Here is a 20503-nt window from a genome sequence, read left to right as displayed (position 1 = left end):
CTCGCTTTGTTACTTAATCGGTGGATTGTAATAATGTCTGCGACAAACTGGATAATAGGATTCGTTCCCACCCATTTTAATCTGTTCACCCTCATAAACGGGTTTTCCATTGTGCAAGCGCAGGTTCATTGTTGCTTTTTTTCCACAGAACCAGCAAATCGTCTTCATTTCTTCTATTTTATCTGCGTATAACAATAAATATTCGGATCCTTCAAACAAATGGTTTTGAAAGTCGTTCTTGAGACCGAATGCAATTACCGGGATATGCAGTTCATCCACAATTTGAGCCAATTCGAAAACGTGCTTTTTCTTTAAAAACTGAGCTTCATCAACTAAAACACAGCTTGCATGTGGGTCAATCTCAAAGACCTTTTTAAATACATTTGTTTCATCATATATGGGAATTGCCTTTCTTTCCAATCCGATTCTCGACTCGATCATTCCCTGTTTTTCACGGGTATCAAGCGCACTAGTCATAATAATAACACTTTTGTTTTGCTCCTCATAGTTATGAGCAACCTTAATAATCTCAATGGTTTTGCCACTATTCATTGTGCCGTAGCGATAAAAGAGTTGAGCCAATTTTTCCACCTTTTTCCTTGAAAGCTTCTTCTCTATTATACAGAAATTTGACCGAATATCGATATGAACCTTAAAAATTGACCACATCCTACATATTTTAACCCGATTTAACATCTATATGATAAACTAAGAGTTTGTTTATAGAGTTCGAAAGACTTCATCAAAAGGAGCAAAAGTTTATGTCTTTAAAAAGTTCAATTGCAACGGCAGCTGGTAAATCATCTTACTGGTTCCTTCATACCTTTCTTAAGGGTGGAAGTTCGTTGCCCGGGAAAATCACAAAAAAGCTCGACCCGGATATTTTAGCAACGCTTGGACGAAATTATGATGTCATCGTAATTACCGGTACCAATGGTAAGACATTGACAACCGCTTTAACCGTTCAGGTACTAAAAGAAAAATATGAAAACATCTTAACAAACCCTACCGGTTCCAATATGGAGCAAGGGATCATCACAACTTTTCTACACGCCTCCAGGCCCAAGGGAAAACGCCCTTTGGCAATTCTGGAAGTTGATGAAGCAAACGTTATTAAGGTCACACAATATATCAAGCCAAAAGCATTCGTTTTTACAAATATCTTCCGGGACCAAATGGATCGCTATGGTGAAATCTATACAACCTATCAAAAGATTCTCAACGGTGTTGCTTTAGCACCCAATGCAACCATTATTGCAAATGGCGACGCACCAATTTTTCATTCCAAACAACTACCCAATCCAATTATTTATTACGGATTTGATAATCAAGAGCAGGGAGATATTAAAGCAACTCCAAACACGGATGGGGTTTTATGTCCCCAATGCCAGCACATTCTGCATTACCGGTTTATTAGTTATTCAAATCTGGGTAAGTATTTCTGTCCAAATTGTGGTTATCAGCGTCCCAAACTCAATTTTGCCCTTAATAAAATTACCGAATTAACTCCCAAGTCGTCCAGCTTTGAAATTGATGGTGAACCCATTAAAATTGACATAGGCGGCGTCTACAACATTTATAATGCATTAGCTGCATACACCGTTGGCCGGTTCATGGGTGTGAGCCCCGCACAGGCCAAACAAGCATTTGAAAAAGACAAACGGATTTTCGGCCGACAGGAAGAAATCAACGTTGACGGTAAATTGGTCACACTTATTTTAGTCAAAAACCCGGTTGGCTTAAACCAGGTCATCGATATGATTTCAACTGATAAGGATCCATTTACCTTTATTGGTTTGTTAAATGCCAACTACGCTGACGGAATTGATACCAGCTGGATCTGGGATGGTGATTTTGAACGTCTGCCAAAGATGAACATCAAACAATACATTACGGGCGGACAGCGTTATAAAGATATCACCTATCGCCTTCAGGTTGCCGGTGTCGATCCCAGTAAGCATCTTGTCGAACCGGATTTGGATAAAGTCGTTGAAATGATTCCGAATGCACCAACCAGGAAGGTTTATATATTAGCAACTTACACTGCAATGTTAAGTTTAAGAAAAACATTTGCAACTAAAGGATTTATTGAAGGAGGAATGGGCTAATGGCTTATTCACTAAATGTCTGTCATCTTTATGGTGACTTAATGAATACCTATGGGGATCTTGGCAATATCCTTGTTTTAAAATATTTAGCAAACAAAATGGGCGTTCAGTTAACCTCCGAAGTTATCAGCTTGGATCAAAAATTTGATGCTGATAAATTTGACATTGTCGTCTTTGGCGGCGGGCAGGATTTTGAACAATCAATCATTTCAAAGGATATTCAATCTAAGAAAAAAGATCTGACAGACTTCATTGAAGATGGTGGTTCCGTCGTCGCAATTTGTGGTGGTTACCAACTATTAGGCCATTACTATATTGGTGCCAACGGTGAAAAATTGATGGGTATCGGCGCATTGGATCACTATACTGATAAGCAAAAAGATCATCGCTTCATTGGTAATGTCGTTATCGAAAATGAAGAAACCGGTGAGAAGTACCACGGCTTTGAAAACCATCAGGGGATTACGTTCCTTGGCAAAAGTGAACGACCTCTTGGAAAAGTTTTGGAGGGTCATGGAAACAACGGCCAAGATAAAACAGAAGGCGCCATTTACAAAAACGTTTACTGCACCTATTTTCACGGTCCAATTTTAGCTAGAAATAACGATATCGCCAAACACGTCTTGATAAATGCCTTAAAGCGTAAATATCCAGACGCAAATTTGGGGCAAGCCGAACAGGTAAAGGTCGGCAGTACCTTCTAATCATTAAGTAAATCAAACTAGCACAATCAAAAGAAACCCGGCTAAATACTGATTTAATCATCAGATTTAGTCGGATTTCTTTTAGAATCTGCAATTTTCTTTCTATTGATTGGCTTCCCTTATGAAGGTTCGAATTAAATTGCTTCGATACGGCAAAAATTGTTTATTTGAAGCATCAGGATGAACTCGATTCGTTAAAAAGACCAGTGCCTGTTGGGAAATCCGATCAATCACGACTAGTGTCCCTGTGTAACCCGTATGCAAAATATAGGGATGGTTTTGATAACTTCTTAAGATCCACCCAAAAGAACGATTTTTTAAATGGCCTGGCGTTTGATCAACGAATAATTGATCGAGCCACTCATTCGGCAAAAAATCCGGGTATGAGATTTGACCCAGAAGCCACCTAGAAAAGTGAAGCAGATCCTGAAGCGGTGAAAATAAGCCTGCTGCTCCACAATCGGCTCCTAAAATTCTGGTTTTAGGATCATGGACCGTTCCTCTTAGGAGCCCACCGTTAGGTAATTCAGCTGTGGGCACAACATCTTCAATATGCTTAGGATGAAAAGTGGCGTTGGTCATTTCCAAAGGTTTTAATACATCTTCAGAGATGAGTTGTTGGACAGGCTTACCGAGAATCTGTGAGGCGATCCAGCCAAGAAAAATAAAATTATAATCCTGATAATGAACGACCTTTCCAAGATCCGGACCACTTTTTAAACTTAATAATGCAGGAATGAGTTGATCCTTAGGTAAGCTATTTCGATTCGGAATATAACCAACAATATCAGAAGTATGAGTCAGAAGATGCCGAATTGTAACCTGTGGCGACTGCCACTCTGGTAAATATTGGCTGATCGAATCATCCAGAGATAATTGATTGGCCGCCAACAGTTTTAAAATTAGATTCGTCGTTCCGATCACTTTAGTTAATGATGCCAAATCATAAAATTCCTGAGGTTTAAGTGACAGCTTTTGAGGTACCAATTCCTGATCGCCAAAATAATCGCTCATAATGGCTGACTGATCAATAATGCCATAAGTAACGCCAGGCACAACATTATTGTCTACAAATTGGTGCATTTCTTTAATAGTATCGGCATATTTCATTTATCAATACCCTTTTCTCTCTAAAATTAATGACTCAATAATGTATTCCCGATGAATTGAGCATTGTACAGGTTTGCATAGAAGCCATTTTTAGCCATTAATTGTTCATGATTGCCGGTTTCAACAATTTGGCCTTGATTCATTACCACTATTTTATCAGCATTTTTAATTGTTGAAAGCCTGTGTGCAACCACAAAACTTGTCCGCTGTTCAGCCAGTTTGTCCATTGCTGCTTGGATGAGCTTCTCGGTTCGGGTGTCCACTGAAGATGTTGCTTCATCTAAAATAATAATTTCCGGATCGGCTAAGAAAACACGCGCAATGGTGAGTAATTGTCGTTGACCTTGGGAAATGTTTGTCGCATCCTCATTTAAAATGGTATCATAGCCATCCGGCAATTCCCGAATAAATAAGTCTGCGTGCGCGGCCTTTGCAGCTTCAATGACTTCATCTTTTGTTGCTGAAAATCGGCCATATTTAATATTATCAAAAATCGTACCGTTAAAAAGCCAAGACTCCTGAAGAACCATTGCCATGCGTTTTCTAATTTCGGAACGTGGCTTGTTTCGAATATCTTCACCTTTCATCCGAATTGACCCATCGTTGACCTCGTAAAAACGTTCCAAGAGATTAATAATCGTACTTTTTCCAGCACCGGTTGGTCCTACGATAGCAATCTTTTGTCCAGGAACGACGTTCAAATTAAAGTTTTGAATCAAGGATTGATCAGGAACATATGAGAAATCGACCTTATCAAAAGTCACTTCGTTCTTATCACTTTTAACAATCGGAAAATGTCCTGGTTCAAAATCCATTTCAGGTTCGTCAAAGATCTCAAAAATCCGTTCTGCCGACGCGATTGTTGATTGAATCGTATTGGTCAGGTTTGCTAAGCGGGTAATGGGCTGTGAAAACATATTTGTATACTGCAAAAATGCTTGAACATTTCCTAGCGTCACTGCCCCTTGTGTGACTTGAATACCACCGATAACCGCAACAAAGACGTAATCCAAATTTTTAATCAGGTTCATCATCGGAAACATGAAACTTGAAACAAACTGTGCCTTCCACGAGGCTTGAAAGTAACGACCATTTTTTTCTTTAAATTCTTTAATCGCATCCTCTTCCCGATTAAATGTCTTAATGACGTTGTGCCCATTATACGACTCTTCTACTTGGCCATTTAAAACGCCCAATTCATGTTGCTGCGCTCTGAAAAAGGTTTGTGATTTTGGCGCAAAGAAGCTCACGACCAGTATGCTGAGCGGCAAAGTCAGCAAAGCCACAAGCGTCAACTTCCATGAAATGGTCAACATCATAAACAAAACGCCAAAGAACATAAAGAAACTGGTAATTAATTGTGTCAAACTGGATTGAAGCATTGTATTAATATTATCCATATCATTAACAGCTCTTGAAAGGATATCACCCTTTGAATGCCCATCGTAAAATGATACAGGCAGTCTGGTAATTTTAGCTTTGAGATCCTTTCTCATTTGATAAACAATGCTTTGAGAAATTCGAGTCATCACAACCTGCTGAACAAGTTGAAAAATACCGGATAAGACATAGAGAAAGACTACGATCATTAAGATTGACACAATCTTTTTAAAATCGATTGGAAATGAACGAACGGTCATACCAGCATTTACTTTTCGCATACCGGCAATAACACCATCAAAAACAACCGTCGTTGCACTTCCAAGAACCTTCGGAGAAACAATGTCCATAATGACGCCGCCAATTGCCATTAGAATTGCTAAAACAATCCCTGGAATCCACCGTCTTGTATAGCTGATCAGCCGTCTGGTCGTATGCCAAAAGTCGTGTGGCTTGGTGACGGGTCCTCTAACTGGTGGTGTTCGCATTGTTAATTCCCCCCTGCTCTCCAATTTGAGATCTCAAGATGTCTTGATAAACCGAATTCGAAGCCGCTAATTGTTTGTGGGATCCCTCTCCGACAACTTGACAATTATCCAAAATCAGAATTAGGTCTGCATCCGCGACTGTAGAGATCCGCTGTGCCACAATAACTGTAATGGCCCTTTGAATCTGCTTGTCCGTTCTTAGTGCCATCCGTAATTTTGCATCTGTTTCAAAATCCAAAGCAGAAAATGAATCATCAAAGATATAAATATCCGCCGGTTTTAAAATTGTCCGGGCAATTGCAAGACGTTGTTTTTGACCACCCGAATAGTTATCACCATTCTGATCAACGTGGGCATCAAGGCCGCCATTATCTTGTGTAATGAATTCAGTCGCCTGTGCCACTTCCAGAGCGTGCCAGATGTCATCATCAGTTGCATCCTGCTTCCCATATAACATGTTTTCACGAACCGTTCCAGAGAAGAGAACCGCTTTTTGCTGATTAATCGAAATGAGTGAATGCAAATCATGTTGTGTTAGTTTATCAATTTCAAACCCATTGACCTTGACCATTCCTTTCTCAGGTTCAATGAGCCTTGGAATCAGATTGATCAGCGTTGATTTCCCCGATCCGGTACCACCAATAATAGCTAATGTTTGACCACCATGAACTTTAAAACTGACATTTTGTAACGTTTGTTGTTCAGCAGATGAATACCGAAAATAAACGTTGTCAAATTCTAACGACGGTTCAGCTTCATGATGACTAAGCGGTTGTGGCGTATCGGGATCTGTAATCGTATCTTTCACTTCCAAAACTTCGATAATTCTGGCAGCTGATGCCGATGCTCTTGGCAAAAAGACAAAAATCATTGAAAGCATCATAAAACTAAAGAGGATTTGACCGGAATATGTCATAAAAGCAACCAGGTTTCCAACCGCCAACGTCCGATTGGAAATCATGTCGGCACCGAACCAAACGATTGCTACATTAATAAAGCTGAAGATGATCGTAATGATTGGAATAATAAATGACACAATTGTAAAGGCCTTAATACCAGTTTTTGCAAAGTCTTTATTAGCGGCATCAAAGCGCTGATTTTCATAATCATCACGGTTAAAAGAACGAATCGTACGGACACCGCCCAACGCTTCGCCAAAGATTAAATTAATGCGATCCTTTTTCTTTTGCATCGTTTTAAAGAGAGGAACGACATAATACATCAATCCTCCGACTATCAGAGCAACCAATGGCAAACAGATGATAAAAATCGTGGTTAGATCGGGACTCTTCACATATGACATGACTGATGCACCAAGCAGCATCAGCGGTGCCATTAGCATCATCCGCAGAATCTGTACCATGACATTTTGAATTTGAACAACATCATTTGTCGTTCTTGTGTCCAATGAAGCCGCACCAAAATGATCCATGTCCTCTTGAGAAAACCTGGTGATCTTTTGAAACATATCATCTCTGATGTGTTGACCCATTTTCATTGATTGTGTAGCGGCAAAAAAGATATTCCCGCCTGCTGCCAAAACACCACAGAATGAAACGAAAAGCATTTTGAAGCCCTCACTCCAAATATAGCCAATGTTATTTTGAGCAATCCCCTTATCAATCACGTTTGAGGTTACGGTCGGCAAATAAAGGTCACTCGAAACTTGAAGCAGCAAAAAAACAACTGCCCCAAAAACAGCAAGATAGGAAACTCTACTCTTCATTAACTTTAACAATTGCTTTCACACTCCTCGTAGAACTCCTGGAAAAGTATAAAATTAACTTTTATTTCTTTTTGCATGGTGTCCCCCACTAGGCATGTTTTCTAAAAAAATAATAACTCATTCAATCAATTATAGCCCTAAGTTAACTGTAATTTGAAGCAATTAAGCGTTGTATTTGTTCGACATGAATGCGCTTGCTTTTTAGATAAGTCACCTTTGTCAATCCAGTCACCATTTTTTTGGTATAATTGTTCTTGAGTGAGAGTTTTTAATGATTGGAGGATTTGGCTGTTGGCAAGCAATTCCGATACAATTTACCACGTTTTATCATACATTAAGGCGCATCCTGCCAAGGCAACCATTCGCCCTGATAAATATGACAATGTTGTTGAAATGTATTTAGATGATGATGTAAAATTGGGAAATCCAGAAATCTATTTTCCAACCCAGCGTTTGGAAGTAAACCGTATGGCTCCCGACTTCGTGTCCATGAACAGTGATCTACTCGATTATTTCCATGATAAAACTGCCGTAAAAGATAGCAGTTATCACGACTTGTGGATTACAACATCTCATCTGGCAAACAGAAATAAATATTTAATTGATCTATCATTTGAATAATAACGTTGAAACAGCTAAAAATAAAATCAGATCAAGTCAATACCTGGTTCATGATTATTTTTGTAGGTTTGCACAATTTCAATTTCGATTGTAGCCTTGATGGAGCTGCTTCAAGAAATAAAGACCGACTCGACACGTTTTTTGTATTGAGTCGGCCTTTATTTAACCTCGAGATGTTACTTTGCATCTAGCAAATAACAAGCGTCTCCTATACAATAAAAGTTAATGCATCGTTAACTTGTTTCATATCAAATTTTGTAAGGAGAATTCAGCTTGATTAGTCAGTTGCTTGATGTTATTACAAAACTATCGTCATATACCATGGTGATTTTTTGGCACTATTTGCTTATAGCAAGATCGCCAAAAAGCTGAAAAAATACCCTTATGGTAGATATGCGCTCGTTTCCTTATTGCTGGTGTGATTTTTGGAACACTCTTTTTTAACTCTCCAAAAGGAAAAGGCGTTATCCAAAGGGGCGTTAAAAAGCAAACCGCCTCTTCCTCTCAGCAGCCTTCCAACGGCCATTATAAAAACACGACGCTTCGGGTAAGAAGTAAATTGAAATCAACTACTTTGTTATTTAAACATCCTTTTCGATTTCAACTCGGGGTAATTATTTAAACATCATCCGTAATGACAAAGATACGATTGATTCTTTCAAACTCACCACCGTCGATTTACTCAAAACGATTAAGAATTCCGACTATCAAAAAAATCAGACCTTTAAATTAGCTTTCACAACTAATCACGGAAAAGCAAAAATGTTGTTAAAAGCATCTTATCGCCAGTCTACAATTAGAAAAATAAATCCTAAACAACTGGATGTGTCAGATTTAAAAACGATTAGCAACCACTACTATGAAGCAGGTAAATGATTAACGACTTGCATTCTTTAGCATCCTTAACTATCTCGCGTTATAATTACTGCGTGTACAATTGTTTGTACTTCGAGATTTTTTTGTTATTATTTAACAAGCCAATCACCTATTCCGTTGATTGGTTAAGACAATAAAACCAACTACTTTGGAGGCAATCTGAAAATGAAGGTAAGTAAGAAATTTTTCCCAGGTGTGTTACTCACGGCATTCGCTTTTTCTGCGGGATTCCTAATGAATAACCAACCAAATGCTCAGGCAAAATCGTCTGTAAAAGTCGTCTGGCGTCAAAAGATGACACGCTCCTTTTACACGATTAATCAATCTAAAGCCAAGAATGGGTATGCTTACTCGGCCAAATTGGGTAAAAAAGTTTTTAAACTTTCAAATTATAGTCACAAAACCTTCACCGCTTATTACCATCAAAAATTAAAAGTTAATAATCAGTATCGGATTTACTATTACGTCAAAAGTAATTCTGGAAAGAAAGCCTCCGGGTGGGTTTGGCGAAACTATTTGAAAAGAATTCCCAGTAAAATCAATTCTTCTAATTCAGTTATTGGGGCAACCGTGTCCTCGCAATCTCAACTGATGTCGTATATCAACGCAGCACCGGATCTTGATCCAAACTTAACCATCCTTGGATTTGAAACTGACGTTTATTCAAAATATAAGACGACACTAAGCCAACAGTACAATCTGGCACAGTTTGCGTCATCTGGTGTTTTTAAAGACAATCACGCTAAAATTTACGTTGCAGATAATCGGTTAAATTCATACGTTAACACAGCTATCGAACGTTGGAATGCTGCTTTGGGCAAAAATGTTTTTTCGATCGGAAGTTCGTCCAACCATACACTGACCGTTAAACTTACCGATGCTTCAACAGAAAAATGGGATGGTCTTTTCAGTGGTCATATCATTGAAATTAACTCGAAAAATTTTACAAATCCAAATTATGCAAATAATAATCTAGCAACTTCATCGACGTTGGAAGCAAAACTAACTGACATTTCAAATCAAGCTTCCAGCTTATTGGACTTAACCAATACCCTACTTAACAAATTAAGAATTAATTATCAACTACAATATTTAACACTGGAAAGCAAGTATAACAATTCCTCCAGCGCTTCAACCAAATCAACCATCCAAAAGCAAATAAGTGATTTAGCGACGAATTATGAAAACCAAGACAAAGCAATTCGTCAAAATTATGACTCCCAAGTGTCTGCACTGCGCCAAGCAGTTAAAGATGCTTATGTACAGGAACAGCCTGCTATTTCTCAAGCTTCAACAACCAATTACTGGACAACCGTTATTATGCATGAACTTGGTCATGGGCTTGGCTTATATCATACTCCTTACCAAAGTGACGTCATGTTCGCATCATCAAGCGATGAACAAGACGCAACCCCAAGTCCTGTCAAGTATGCTTGGACTCAGGCAAAGGATCCTTCAGATGCAATGGCGTATACTTCTGCTACCCTGACATCAAGAGATGTTGATCGGGCCAAACTAGCAGAGATACTGGGGTATTGGTAAACAACTAGACAGCCTCAAAAACAACAGCCACATTCAAAATTGAAGGTGGACTGTTGTTTTTTACATTGCTTAATTTAAAAGCATATTTAGTTAAACGGCGGGCAATGCAATGACCAACCTAGTGGGTCCCAAAAAGAAAGAGATCACCAATACTGATAAGCAGCATTTGGCGACCTCTTAGATTCATTGATTATTTCAATTTATCACCCGCACGGGGCTCGAACCCGTAACTCCGCCTTGAGAGGGCGACGTCTTAAACCAGTTTGACCAGCGGGCAATGCTCTCAAACTCACAAATAATAGTGTATCTAAATCTAGTTAATTTGTCAACAGAGAAGTTAAAAATCAAAAAATCGGTTGACAAATCAGTAAAAAATCGATAATATTATTAACTGTGATATTTGTTCATTGGGTATTCGCCAAATTGGTAAGGCAGCGGACTCTGAATCCGTAATTTACTGGTTCGAGCCCAGTATACCCAATCTATAATACTAAAAGGTCTGTTATTTTTAATGCTGAAAGCACTGAAATAGCAGGCCTTTTATTTTTTAATATTAATTCAAAACGATTTACACGTAGCTAATGGTAACCATTTTAATAACCACTGGTAGCCATATATCTTTTTATTACAAAATCTATGTGCTAGTCGCTAATTGGGCTACATCTTTTTAAATAAGCAGTTTAATCAAATGTGCTTAAAAAAGGCACTCACTTCCAAGATAATATTTTTCGTGATAAGTATAAGAGTTATGACGTTGTGGGCACGTTATGGTGCGCCCAAGTCATTTCATGCCTTAACTGGTTTTAACAAATTTATTTATGTTAGAAATCTTCGTTTATGGAGTTGGAAGTATTTCATTTTACAATTTATTTGGAATTAAGATAGGCACGGCATATCTAATTATTGTACTTCTAAATTTATTTTTTATGTATATTTTAAAATTACAGGGACACTAATTAGCTCAAAAGTCACACCAAACCCATACTAAAAGATCCGATACTTTTAATATTGAAAATACTGAAATCACGAAATTTTAATTCTTCTTAATGCTGACTCACAGCAAGTTACATACAACCACTGCTAACCACTTATATCTTTTTAAGATAGAATTTATACAATAGTCGTGAATTGATCTACACTCCTTATTTAGGAATACCTTTTTAGATAGAATATACACCCCAAAAAGGTTAAAAATCCGGCTACTAATTTAACGTTGTTATTACCAAAATTGAGAGGACAGTATTATTGACATCGAAAAAGAACATATTACAAAGGGTTTGCTATACCGACCTTGTATACAAAAGGATTAATAAAAAACTAGGTATAAATTATTCGAATAACGATATCGAAAATCTAGTAAAGAAAACCGTGTTAGAGGCTGATAAATTAGACCATAAGGGAAAAAATTATTACATATACGATTATACATCTAACATTAGAATTACTATCAATGCAAATAACTTTCGAGTGATCACAGCGGATAAATTAACTTTTTAAAATCAATAAAGTTATTTCAAAATTAAAAGTAAGCTAGCCATTGTCTTCTAAGCTATTAGACCAGCTTCTATAACAAGCAACGAATCTACAATAAATGATTAAACCAACTATCAGAAAATACAGCGACTAAAAAAATCAATATACATAATCAGACTTGAATCATAAAAAATATCAAGTCTTATTTTACGTGATATTCTGTTGCTAAAATAGATTAGCAAAGAATGATTTGAAGATAATCTCTTTAACTGAGGTCACTAGATAAGAAGTTGGGGATCAACCTTTTATCTTAGCCTATAATCATGTTAAAATTAATATAACAATTATTCTATTGATTTCGATTCCAAAATAACTATCTCAGTATTTTTTAAAGGTGGGGTAAATTATGAAGAAAAATGCTGTTACTATTGAGTTTCCATTAAGGGGCGAATGGGTCGCTCCCACCACTCCTGCTAAACGTATTCCGAGCCATGGTACTAATCGCATGGGCTTAAAATATGCTTTTGATTTTTTGCAGGTTGATCAAAACAATATGAATAAGTTTTATGATGCAAGTACTTTCAGATTTTTAATCTTAGGGGTGCCCCTTAAGAAATGTTACTGTTATGGAAGGGATATTTATGCACCATGTGATGGTGAGATTGTTGCGAAAATTGATGGTATTCCTGAAAGAAAACATGTTCATTGGTTACGAGAGTCCATTATCGGCATAAAGAAATCCCTTACTTTTAATGAAGAGACAGATGATTTTAGTATAATTGCTGGCAATTTTATTATTATAAAGTGCTCAGAAAATGTATACATGGCTTTTGTTCACTTACAAACAGACTCTATTGCTGTTTCATTAAATGAAAAAATACCAAAGGGTTCTTTTTTAGGCAAAGTTGGTCATTCAGGAAATTCCACATCCCCTCACCTACACTTTCAAGTCATGGACAGCAGTGATTTAAAAAATGCTAACGGAATCCCGTGTTTTTTCGAAAAGTATCAAATCTATCAAAATGATACTTGGAAAACTGTTTATAGTCAGATACCTTCCGAAAAAGACAGGATTAGATTTAATAAGAATCAATAACACCCGCCCTTCCTTTATTCATTTGTTTAATTTTTTGAGGGTTGGACAATAATAGAATCTCTAAACTAGCTTATTTTTGAAATAAAAATCCCGTCAAATCAGTGCTTTATACACTATTTTACGGGACTTTTTAAGTAACATCTTTTTGATTATGCTCTGGAAATCATTACTTTTGCATTTTGTTAATACGTTTGTTTAAATAAATGATGATGCTGATCAATAAAGCAATAAATAATACTGCAAATACATAATAAAAGCCATCCGGTATGTTAGGAATGAATACTAAGATGATCAAAATGGCGCCCGCATACATAAATAAGCCGACATACCTTCCGGCTAATAAGGATTCTTTGCTATAGGGTTTTCTTGCTGCATTATTTCCAGCTATTAAGAAAAGTAAATGACCACGTCTAAACAAAAAGCCTACCACAAGTGGTAACAAGGCCCATAACATACTCCATGAAAGCATGGCTATCTCTCCCATCATTGCTTTAATAAATTATTAAACCATTACCTTATAATTAAATGATATCATAAAAGCATAAAGTCATCTTGCAAATCTACTCGGTTAACTAAGCTAGACCAATGATCTTCGTATGATAGTAACTAGATAGCCTGTTTACTATTTCCGATGCTTACAGCATCCATCTACTCCTTAATGATCAATTAATTTTTGACAGGCTTCGCCATGCCAAATCATTAAAAGACTAAATTTAAGGCGCGTTTAATAGTCATTTTGATGAAGTTTCCTATAATTAAAAAAAATGGTACAATTGTTTTACTGAAGTTTTTTAATACAATCTTGAATATGATTATAATGCAACTAAACAATCACTATCCCAAAAACCATAATGGGATTTTTTATTACCGGAGGTTATTTAATGAAAGTTCGAAAATTAATTTTGCCCTTTATGATTATCTGCTTATTTATTTTTGCATTAACGAAAAGTGCCAATGCCGACGCAGCTACTTGGCATACCGGTACCCCAAAAGTTATCAGAGGAAACTGGTACTACAACGGATCTGGAGAGCAAAAGGCATTTATCACCTATACCAAAACAATGAGTTCAGGCGAGCTGTTTAAACAGTCCGATAATAACCTCGGCTACTATAAATTACCGGGATACGGATTAAAACATATTAAATATAAGGCGCTTCATCATCACATTTATCTCATAACCGGTATTCAATACTCACCAAAGGGTGCCTCCGTTCAATTTGACGGCCAACGCCTATCCTACAAAGTAAAAGCGCCTGATAAGAAAAATCTTTATTTCTATAAAGGGTTCCGCCATTATACGCGAAAGCCAAATTTCAAAATCGTTAAACAAAATCAGCAAGCCACTAGTAACCAGTGATGATGATTGCGTCGTCCAACCGATTGCTTTATAATGCTAATTGTGAATCTACCCACTCAGTAGATTTACTCCATTTTTTATAGATAACACATCCCAAACTTGTCGTAGGCGTGGGATGTGTTATTTTTTTATTTAAAAAATGAGCCCGTCAACTAAATGCCTATTCATTAAAAATAGGCTCTTTGTCAACTGAGGTTGATATCAGCTTATATAGCAAATCCGAAAGGATTTGCTTTTTCTTTTGCATTAATTGAATTAAGCAAATAATTCCATTTGAATCCTAGTTCGATAATGGTCAAAATTCCGATAACCGTAAGCAGTTCTACCAATAGCTTTAATTTTGCGGTTAACTCCCTCAAGAGGTCCATTGGAGTAAGCATATTTCAAGGAATTGGTAACTGCTTTTAAGTTTTGTTTTAGGCTACGAATAGTGGTATCCATTGAACAATTGAGTTTTCGATAGTCACAGATCGTCTTGGCAAGTAAATCCTGGTCATGTCTTTGAACAGCCGTTAAAATATCCTGATAAACCAAGTAAACACTGGTAAATTTAGGGCTAAGGGCAACGGCATCTGTCACAATTCGTTGACTAGTCATCTCTCGTTTTAACGGTGTCCGATAATAGAGTCGTTTAGCTTCCAGCTTATCAAAGGGCTTGTCGAATAAACGCCAATATTTCTTAATCATCCGATATTCACGCGAGGAATGAGGTTGCTTTTTCGCGACTGACAAACGTACCTCATTTAGGGACCTTTGAGTCATTTGAATGATGTGGAAGCGGTCAATTATAATTTTGGCTTTAGGGAAAAGCTCTGGGATTAGGTGAACGTAGCCAGCGTTTAGATCGACAGAAATGGTTTTAACGCGAGCTCGTTCTTTGTGTGAGTACTGCATGAAGTAGCTCCTGAGGAACGCCTTACGGCGGCCATACAGAATAACGACTCGATTATGATGATCGGCATCTTGAAAGATAAACCGCATGCGCCGATTTTGGTGCGAAGAGGTAAACTCATCAAAACTGAGATGTTTCGGTAAGCGAACAAACCGATTACTGATCATTTGCGCTGCTTGCGGATATGCTCGATTGACGGTACTGGCAGAAACCCCGTTTTGTTTAGCAATCAGTGTCGCTGCCATATTATCATGAAAGTCCATCACCACTGATTGCCAAACGTTCTTGGAAATTTGGCAGTTAGGCTTAACAGCATCCGTTTGCGAAGTAATGATTGAACCACAGTGTTTACAAAGAAACCGTTGCTTAGCTAACCGGAGAATTAATAAGTGGAATCTCTGTGGGGATAATTTTAAATTAACGGTCTTATGACCGTCTTTTACAAGGCAATCAGCAAACCCGCAATTTGGACACTGTGAAATCTTTTTAAGCAATTTAGCATTGATAAATAATGCCGGATGACCGTGATATAGCCCGGTTTGGGTTTTAGCATCAGCCTCGAAGTGAATGTGGGGGTCTTTTAAACCAACTAAATTTAAGATAAGCTTGTCTTGGGACATCGTTTTTACTTCTTTCTATCTGAATTATTGGCTAATTCAATAGTAGGGCGATGCCCTATTTATATGCAAAAAAAGATTGATACCTTACGGTATCAACCCCAAAAATTTTAGACCCTAAAAATAGACGCCACACAAATCTGCGTGAGCGCCTATTTTTACACATCTGTTCTTTCAGATGATTTTCGCTTATTATTCCCGGCAGCCTTTTTTTCAGCATCCGTTTGATCAGGAATGATAACGGTAAAGGTGGTTCCCTTGTGCGGCTTAGAAGCCACTGAGATCTTGCCACCATGTTGTTGAACAAGTTGGTGGACAATTGCCAACCCCAATCCGGATTCTCCGTATTTTCGGGCTCTTCTGGAGGCATCAGCTTTATAATATCGTTCAAAAATATTTTTTTGTTGTTCCTTTGTCATACCAATTCCAGTATCTTTGATCCGAATAATCGTTTCGTTATAACCGCGTTCACCAATTAAGGTGATTGTCCCACTGTCTGTAAATTGAATCGCATTGTTTGTGATATTAAAAACAATTTGAACAAACCGATCATAATCAGCGTATATAGGTAAATCGTCCGGAGCTTGAATCTCAAAACGATCTTTTGATTCGGAAGCCTTACTTCCTAATTGTTCCACGATGCTGCTAAGAACCTTCGTTGCATTAAAATGTCTTTTTTCAAGTCGAATCGAATTCGAACGAATTTTTTCATAATCCAAATTTTCATTAACCAATCGAATAAGCCGCTGAGTTTCATTGCTCATTAAATCAATACTTTTCCCCCGCTGTTCCTGAGGAATGACATCATACTTAATTCCCTCCAGGATCCCAGAGATTGTCGTTAACGGCGTTCTCATTTCATGAGCAGCATCCGCCAGAAATTCCTGGCGTCGTTCTTCCTGCCGCTGAATTTCTTGATTGGCCTTTTCCAAAGATTCCGTCATATGGTTAAAATCCGTAATCAACTCACCGATTTCATCGTTTCCACCGGATTTGACCCGAATATCATAATTACCATTCGAAACCTGGGTTGCAGCTGCTCGAAGCCTACTAATTCGACGATTCAAGCGACTTGCAATAAAGAAACTGATAATCATGGAAATAATCAGAGACACGCCCAGCCCCTTCAAAAGGTCCCGGTTAATTCGGTCAACGTTTGAATTAACATCCGAAACAAACACACCTGCACTCACGACAGCAACCAATTTCTTATTGTAATAATATGGTTTTAAAATCTCGATCATTGCCGGTCTGGTTTTACCATTGCTTAACTTAAAATTTCGATTATTGACTTTTCTGACAATCTGGTCCTTTGTTAAATGCCGCCAATCATTTTTAGTAACCTTGGGTGATAAACCATTATTTGGATAAATAACCTGGTTTTTTTGATTGAATACCGTAAAATGAACAGATTGATTTTCCAAAAGTGCCTGCGCCGTTTTTAAAGTGCTGAGACTGAAAGTTACTTGTTGACTGCTCTTTGTATTAACTGTCAATGACTGCTGAACCAAACTATCCGAATATTTCTCCAGACTTCGCCACTCATCGTTGTACACAAAGCTTTTGGACATTCTTCCAAATGAAATACCAAGTAAAAGGATTGTCACGGCAATTACCAGAAAAAAGGCCAATAACTGCTGATAAATCATTTTCATTTCTTTTTGTCCACTTCACTATCGTCAAATTTGTAACCAACACCCCAAACGGTTTGAATAACCTGAGGTCCAACCCGTTCGATTTTCTGACGTAATTTTTTGATATGCGCATCGACGGTTCGCTCATCGCCATAATACTCATATCCCCAAACCAGTTCCAATAACTGCTCACGGGAGAATACCTGACGCGGTTTCTGAGCAAGTGCATTCAATAATTCAAATTCTTTTGGCGTTAGTTCCGGTATTAATTGACCATCCAAATACGCTTCTCGAGTATTCGTATTAAGTTTAAAATGCTCAGTTGTAATTTGATATTCTTTTTTCTGTTTCTCTTCAGAATGCTCTGGTTCTTCAGCTTGAGCCTCTGTATGTGCCCGACGCTGTAAGGCTTTAATTCGGGCAACTAGCGTGATGGGTGAAAATGGCTTGGTCACATAGTCATCCGCACCCATCTCAAAGCCAAGCACCTGATCACTGTCAGAATCACGAGCTGTCAGCATTATGATTGGAACGGATTTAGATTTAGCACGAATTTCTTTGGCAACTTCCATGCCGTCCTTTTTTGGTAAATTCAAATCCAATGTGATCATGTCCCAACTTTCCGGATCTTCATTGAACATGTCAACAGCCTCAATACCATCATATGCAAAAGAAACGTCCCAGCCCTCTTTTTGAAAGAACATCGACATCATCTCTGAAACCGATTTGTTATCTTCTATCATTAACAGTTTCATTGTCTTTCCCCCAACTCCTAATAGCTAATGGCTTCTACATGACCTTGAAGCCAATGCTTTTTTAAATGATTCTCCGAGACCGATTCTAATCGCCCAGTCCACGGATCGTTATAGAAATATAGTTTCCTGTTAAAACCAGTCAGAACAATTAAGCTGGATTTTAAATTATTCAGTCCATTGACTCGCAATACAATCGGTCGTCTTCTAAGCAATTGTTTATCTAGTTGCCTCAAATTGCCCTTATTTAAATCCCTTATAGAGTGAGTTTCCGAAATAATCAAATCGCTTAAACCGATCAAACCGGTATTCGTTCGCTGCCATTTTTCAACCGCAGCCTTTAAATCAGGATATGAAATATCACTCCCGGCATTTCGAAGCAGCATCATCAGTGCTGCAGATTGATTATCAATATCTGCTTGAGTTTCTTGCTTAATGGCAGGAACATCCAGTCTACGAAAGGTCTTGCGGATGTTTCGTTTAGGCAGCCACCCTGATAGGTCACCGTAAGTAAAGTGATACCAAATTTGTTTATTAAAAAAACTAATTTGATCAATCAAAAAATCCTGGGTTTTGATTTCATCTGGAATCTTAACCTTACTGCTGGTAGTCGTAATTTTTGGTCCTTCAGTCGCAAGATACCAGTGTTCTCCAGGGATTCTTCTAAGTCGCACAAAAAACCGATTGGTCTTTTCATTAGCGATGGTCGTCTTCTCCATTTTTTCTCACCCCATACTATATCTATTTTACCAGAAAATGGTCAACTTGCTTGAAAAGGTCCAAGATTGTTATGATAATAAAGTAACGTTTCTTTTTCCACAAATTAAAAAACTAGGATGGTTAAATTCATGTATAAAGGAATTGCATTTTTCGATCTCGACCATACATTATTAAACGAACAAACAAAAGTTGATCCAGAAGTTGCTGAAGCAATGAAACAATTGCGTCGCAACAATGTTCTACCAGTTATTTCCACTGGTAGAAATATCTTTGAAATCCCTGAAATATTAGAAAAAACAGAAATTGATACAGTCGTATCCGCAAATGGTGATTATGTTCTTTTTGAAAACAAACCAGTTTATGAAGCAATTATCAAGCCGGAAATTGTAACTAAGTTTATGGATTTTGCCAAATCAATGAACGAATCAACAACCGTGATGAATAATTTAGGAGCCGCAATCAACTTTGTGACGGACGACACAAAAAACAACTACCAATCTATTAATACTCGAATTCCACCTTTGGGCGCAGAAGATTTCGTCAAGCAACACCCAATTTATATGATGGTTGTCAACACCGTTGGTCACGATCAAAAATATATTGATACATTTGATGATACACTGACTTTCTATCGAAATACACCGTTTAGTATGGATGTCGTCGTTAAAAACGGTTCAAAAAAACGCGGCATCCAGGAACTTATTTCAAACGCAGGATTAAACGGCATTCCCACTTACGGATTTGGTGACGGTAATAACGATGTGCCAATGCTCCAATATGTCGATCATCCGGTTGTTATGGGCAACGGTTTGCCACATGTTAAAGAATATGCAGAGTTTATCACCACTAATAATACAGATCACGGCATTGTAAATGGCCTCAAGCACTATGATCTAATCTAATTACTTCTAACTAATTTGAATGTATGATACAATACTATTGTATCTATACGGGGTCGTTAAGGATTCGACGGGTATAGGTCGAGCTTGGATTGCGTTTCGTGCGGCGTCACGTAAAAACGCCCAGTTTAAATTATAACTGCAAAAAATAATAACAATTCTTACGCTTTAGCTGCCTAATAAGCGCTTAACGTAGATCCTCCCAATCTCGCCCATGGGTTGGATCTGGGTCTTAAATTTAGTGGGCTCACGCAGTTGGCTCCCACCTGAAGTCAACTGAAGAGATTAATCAGGTTAGCCATTTATGGGTGCCTTGATTTGCGGCGTTTTAAATGGTGAATTCCAAATAGTAGATCTATGAACGTAGATATCTAGGTGGCGATATGCTCGGACGCGGGTTCGACTCCCGCCGACTCCATTGATAGGGTTTCATGAGGGGCTGTCGAGTGTTAAAATACTGGTACAATGATATTCTTGACTTTCTCGATTGTTATCTAACGTCGGTAA

Annotated in this window: 17 protein-coding genes, 2 tRNA genes and 1 other RNA gene; 10 read left to right on the top strand and 10 right to left on the bottom strand. The window is 37.8% G+C overall.

Translation table 11 applies throughout. From position 1 onward, the window contains the following. Positions 1 to 9 precede the first annotated feature (9 nt). The gene (locus GQR93_RS06555) at positions 10 to 582 is read right to left on the bottom strand and encodes a thymidine kinase (protein WP_187117455.1); all 573 of its coding nucleotides are present in this window, start codon (positions 580 to 582) and stop codon (positions 10 to 12) included. Positions 583 to 761: 179 nt separating this feature from the next. Between GQR93_RS06555 and GQR93_RS06550 the strand changes: the two genes are divergently transcribed. Together GQR93_RS06550 and GQR93_RS06545 are read left to right on the top strand one after the other, a co-directional pair. After that, positions 762 to 2108, top strand: a complete 1347-nt coding sequence (locus tag GQR93_RS06550) for a Mur ligase family protein (RefSeq protein ID WP_035444734.1) — start codon at positions 762 to 764, stop codon at positions 2106 to 2108. Continuing rightward, positions 2108 to 2812 carry a type 1 glutamine amidotransferase gene (locus tag GQR93_RS06545; RefSeq protein ID WP_003553555.1) on the top strand — a complete coding sequence of 235 codons (705 nt, stop codon included), beginning with the start codon at positions 2108 to 2110 and terminating at the stop codon, positions 2810 to 2812. The genes GQR93_RS06550 and GQR93_RS06545 overlap by 1 nt, the downstream gene beginning before the upstream one ends. A gap of 102 nt (positions 2813 to 2914) precedes the next feature. Here GQR93_RS06545 and GQR93_RS06540 read toward each other — a convergent pair whose 3' ends face one another. Genes GQR93_RS06540 through GQR93_RS06530 form a run of 3 tightly spaced genes read right to left on the bottom strand, consistent with a single transcriptional unit; the run spans position 2915 to position 7516 of the window. After that, entirely contained in the window at positions 2915 to 3922 is a 1008-nt protein-coding gene (locus GQR93_RS06540) for a serine hydrolase domain-containing protein (protein WP_003553552.1), read from the bottom strand. Positions 3923 to 3948: 26 nt separating this feature from the next. Then, a complete protein-coding gene (locus GQR93_RS06535) occupies positions 3949 to 5790 on the bottom strand; it encodes an ABC transporter ATP-binding protein (protein ID WP_225430280.1) in 1842 nt (613 codons plus the stop codon). Next, on the bottom strand, positions 5771 to 7516 hold the full coding sequence (locus GQR93_RS06530) for an ABC transporter ATP-binding protein (RefSeq protein WP_159298829.1): 1746 nt from the start codon (positions 7514 to 7516) through the stop codon (positions 5771 to 5773). Before GQR93_RS06530 ends, GQR93_RS06535 begins: the two co-directional genes overlap by 20 nt. Positions 7517 to 7807: 291 nt before the next feature. Here GQR93_RS06530 and GQR93_RS06525 point away from each other — a divergent pair, with 291 nt between their 5' ends. Both GQR93_RS06525 and GQR93_RS06520 read left to right on the top strand, forming a co-directional pair. Beyond that, the gene (locus GQR93_RS06525; RefSeq protein ID WP_035444732.1) at positions 7808 to 8137 is read left to right on the top strand and encodes a hypothetical protein; all 330 of its coding nucleotides are present in this window, start codon (positions 7808 to 7810) and stop codon (positions 8135 to 8137) included. Between the two features lie 1041 nt (positions 8138 to 9178). After that, positions 9179 to 10555: a reprolysin-like metallopeptidase gene (locus GQR93_RS06520; RefSeq protein ID WP_003553542.1), complete on the top strand. Its 1377-nt coding sequence runs from the start codon at positions 9179 to 9181 to the stop codon at positions 10553 to 10555. Between the two features lie 203 nt (positions 10556 to 10758). On the opposite strand, the gene GQR93_RS06515 is transcribed toward GQR93_RS06520, so the two are convergent. Further along, positions 10759 to 10832 (bottom strand) — tRNA-Glu (locus GQR93_RS06515). A gap of 131 nt (positions 10833 to 10963) precedes the next feature. On the opposite strand from GQR93_RS06515, the gene GQR93_RS06510 reads away from it, so the two are divergent. The 3 genes from GQR93_RS06510 (at position 10964) to GQR93_RS06500 (ending at position 13124) form a co-directional block, all read left to right on the top strand. After that, positions 10964 to 11036: transfer RNA gene (locus GQR93_RS06510), tRNA-Gln, on the top strand. Between the two features lie 764 nt (positions 11037 to 11800). Next, positions 11801 to 12052 (top strand): DUF3781 domain-containing protein, encoded by a 252-nt coding sequence (locus GQR93_RS06505; RefSeq protein WP_003553540.1) that lies wholly within the window; start codon positions 11801 to 11803, stop codon positions 12050 to 12052. A 382-nt stretch (positions 12053 to 12434) separates the two neighbouring features. After that, a complete protein-coding gene (locus GQR93_RS06500) occupies positions 12435 to 13124 on the top strand; it encodes a M23 family metallopeptidase (RefSeq protein WP_003553538.1) in 690 nt (229 codons plus the stop codon). A 166-nt stretch (positions 13125 to 13290) separates the two neighbouring features. On the opposite strand, the gene GQR93_RS06495 is transcribed toward GQR93_RS06500, so the two are convergent. Further along, complete coding sequence (locus GQR93_RS06495) at positions 13291 to 13593, bottom strand: DUF3784 domain-containing protein (RefSeq protein WP_225430279.1); 303 nt, start codon at positions 13591 to 13593, stop codon at positions 13291 to 13293. Between the two features lie 412 nt (positions 13594 to 14005). Between GQR93_RS06495 and GQR93_RS06490 the strand changes: the two genes are divergently transcribed. Further along, positions 14006 to 14482, top strand: coding sequence for a hypothetical protein (locus GQR93_RS06490; RefSeq protein WP_225430278.1), 477 nt, complete (start codon positions 14006 to 14008; stop codon positions 14480 to 14482). 255 nt (positions 14483 to 14737) lie between these two features. On the opposite strand, the gene GQR93_RS06485 is transcribed toward GQR93_RS06490, so the two are convergent. The 4 genes from GQR93_RS06485 to GQR93_RS06470 all read right to left on the bottom strand — a co-directional run bounded on the left by GQR93_RS06485 (position 14738) and on the right by GQR93_RS06470 (position 19096). Further along, positions 14738 to 15994: an ISL3 family transposase gene (locus tag GQR93_RS06485; protein WP_003555416.1), complete on the bottom strand. Its 1257-nt coding sequence runs from the start codon at positions 15992 to 15994 to the stop codon at positions 14738 to 14740. A gap of 155 nt (positions 15995 to 16149) precedes the next feature. Further along, the gene (locus GQR93_RS06480; protein WP_003553532.1) at positions 16150 to 17646 is read right to left on the bottom strand and encodes a sensor histidine kinase; all 1497 of its coding nucleotides are present in this window, start codon (positions 17644 to 17646) and stop codon (positions 16150 to 16152) included. Further along, positions 17643 to 18380: a response regulator transcription factor gene (locus tag GQR93_RS06475; protein ID WP_003553530.1), complete on the bottom strand. Its 738-nt coding sequence runs from the start codon at positions 18378 to 18380 to the stop codon at positions 17643 to 17645. Before GQR93_RS06475 ends, GQR93_RS06480 begins: the two co-directional genes overlap by 4 nt. 17 nt (positions 18381 to 18397) lie before the next feature. Next, the gene (locus GQR93_RS06470; RefSeq protein ID WP_003553526.1) at positions 18398 to 19096 is read right to left on the bottom strand and encodes a cysteine peptidase family C39 domain-containing protein; all 699 of its coding nucleotides are present in this window, start codon (positions 19094 to 19096) and stop codon (positions 18398 to 18400) included. A 117-nt stretch (positions 19097 to 19213) separates the two neighbouring features. Between GQR93_RS06470 and GQR93_RS06465 the strand changes: the two genes are divergently transcribed. Next, positions 19214 to 19999: a Cof-type HAD-IIB family hydrolase gene (locus tag GQR93_RS06465; RefSeq protein ID WP_003553522.1), complete on the top strand. Its 786-nt coding sequence runs from the start codon at positions 19214 to 19216 to the stop codon at positions 19997 to 19999. Between the two features lie 49 nt (positions 20000 to 20048). After that, positions 20049 to 20417, top strand: a transfer-messenger RNA (tmRNA) gene (gene ssrA, locus GQR93_RS06460). Positions 20418 to 20503: the final 86 nt, after the last annotated feature.

This window comes from Lentilactobacillus hilgardii, from assembly GCF_009832765.1.
Classification (GTDB): Bacteria; Bacillota; Bacilli; order Lactobacillales; family Lactobacillaceae; genus Lentilactobacillus; species Lentilactobacillus hilgardii.
The sequence above is the reverse complement of the archived record's forward strand: the minus strand, read 5'-3'. Positions and strand labels throughout refer to the sequence as shown.

Excerpts from the sequence above, each read along its gene's own strand:
- GQR93_RS06550 (WP_035444734.1), top strand. The coding sequence starts at position 762 with ATGTCTTTAAAAAGTTCAATTGCAACGGCAGCTGGTAAATCATCTTAC.
- GQR93_RS06545 (WP_003553555.1), top strand. The coding sequence starts at position 2,108 with ATGGCTTATTCACTAAATGTCTGTCATCTTTATGGTGACTTAATGAAT.
- GQR93_RS06540 (WP_003553552.1), bottom strand. The coding sequence starts at position 3,922 with ATGAAATATGCCGATACTATTAAAGAAATGCACCAATTTGTAGACAAT.
- GQR93_RS06535 (WP_225430280.1), bottom strand. The coding sequence starts at position 5,790 with ATGCGAACACCACCAGTTAGAGGACCCGTCACCAAGCCACACGACTTT.
- GQR93_RS06530 (WP_159298829.1), bottom strand. The coding sequence starts at position 7,516 with ATGAAGAGTAGAGTTTCCTATCTTGCTGTTTTTGGGGCAGTTGTTTTT.
- GQR93_RS06520 (WP_003553542.1), top strand. The coding sequence starts at position 9,179 with ATGAAGGTAAGTAAGAAATTTTTCCCAGGTGTGTTACTCACGGCATTC.
- GQR93_RS06500 (WP_003553538.1), top strand. The coding sequence starts at position 12,435 with ATGAAGAAAAATGCTGTTACTATTGAGTTTCCATTAAGGGGCGAATGG.
- GQR93_RS06495 (WP_225430279.1), bottom strand. The coding sequence starts at position 13,593 with ATGCTTTCATGGAGTATGTTATGGGCCTTGTTACCACTTGTGGTAGGC.
- GQR93_RS06490 (WP_225430278.1), top strand. The coding sequence starts at position 14,006 with ATGAAAGTTCGAAAATTAATTTTGCCCTTTATGATTATCTGCTTATTT.
- GQR93_RS06485 (WP_003555416.1), bottom strand. The coding sequence starts at position 15,994 with ATGTCCCAAGACAAGCTTATCTTAAATTTAGTTGGTTTAAAAGACCCC.
- GQR93_RS06480 (WP_003553532.1), bottom strand. The coding sequence starts at position 17,646 with ATGAAAATGATTTATCAGCAGTTATTGGCCTTTTTTCTGGTAATTGCC.
- GQR93_RS06475 (WP_003553530.1), bottom strand. The coding sequence starts at position 18,380 with ATGAAACTGTTAATGATAGAAGATAACAAATCGGTTTCAGAGATGATG.
- GQR93_RS06470 (WP_003553526.1), bottom strand. The coding sequence starts at position 19,096 with ATGGAGAAGACGACCATCGCTAATGAAAAGACCAATCGGTTTTTTGTG.
- GQR93_RS06465 (WP_003553522.1), top strand. The coding sequence starts at position 19,214 with ATGGTTAAATTCATGTATAAAGGAATTGCATTTTTCGATCTCGACCAT.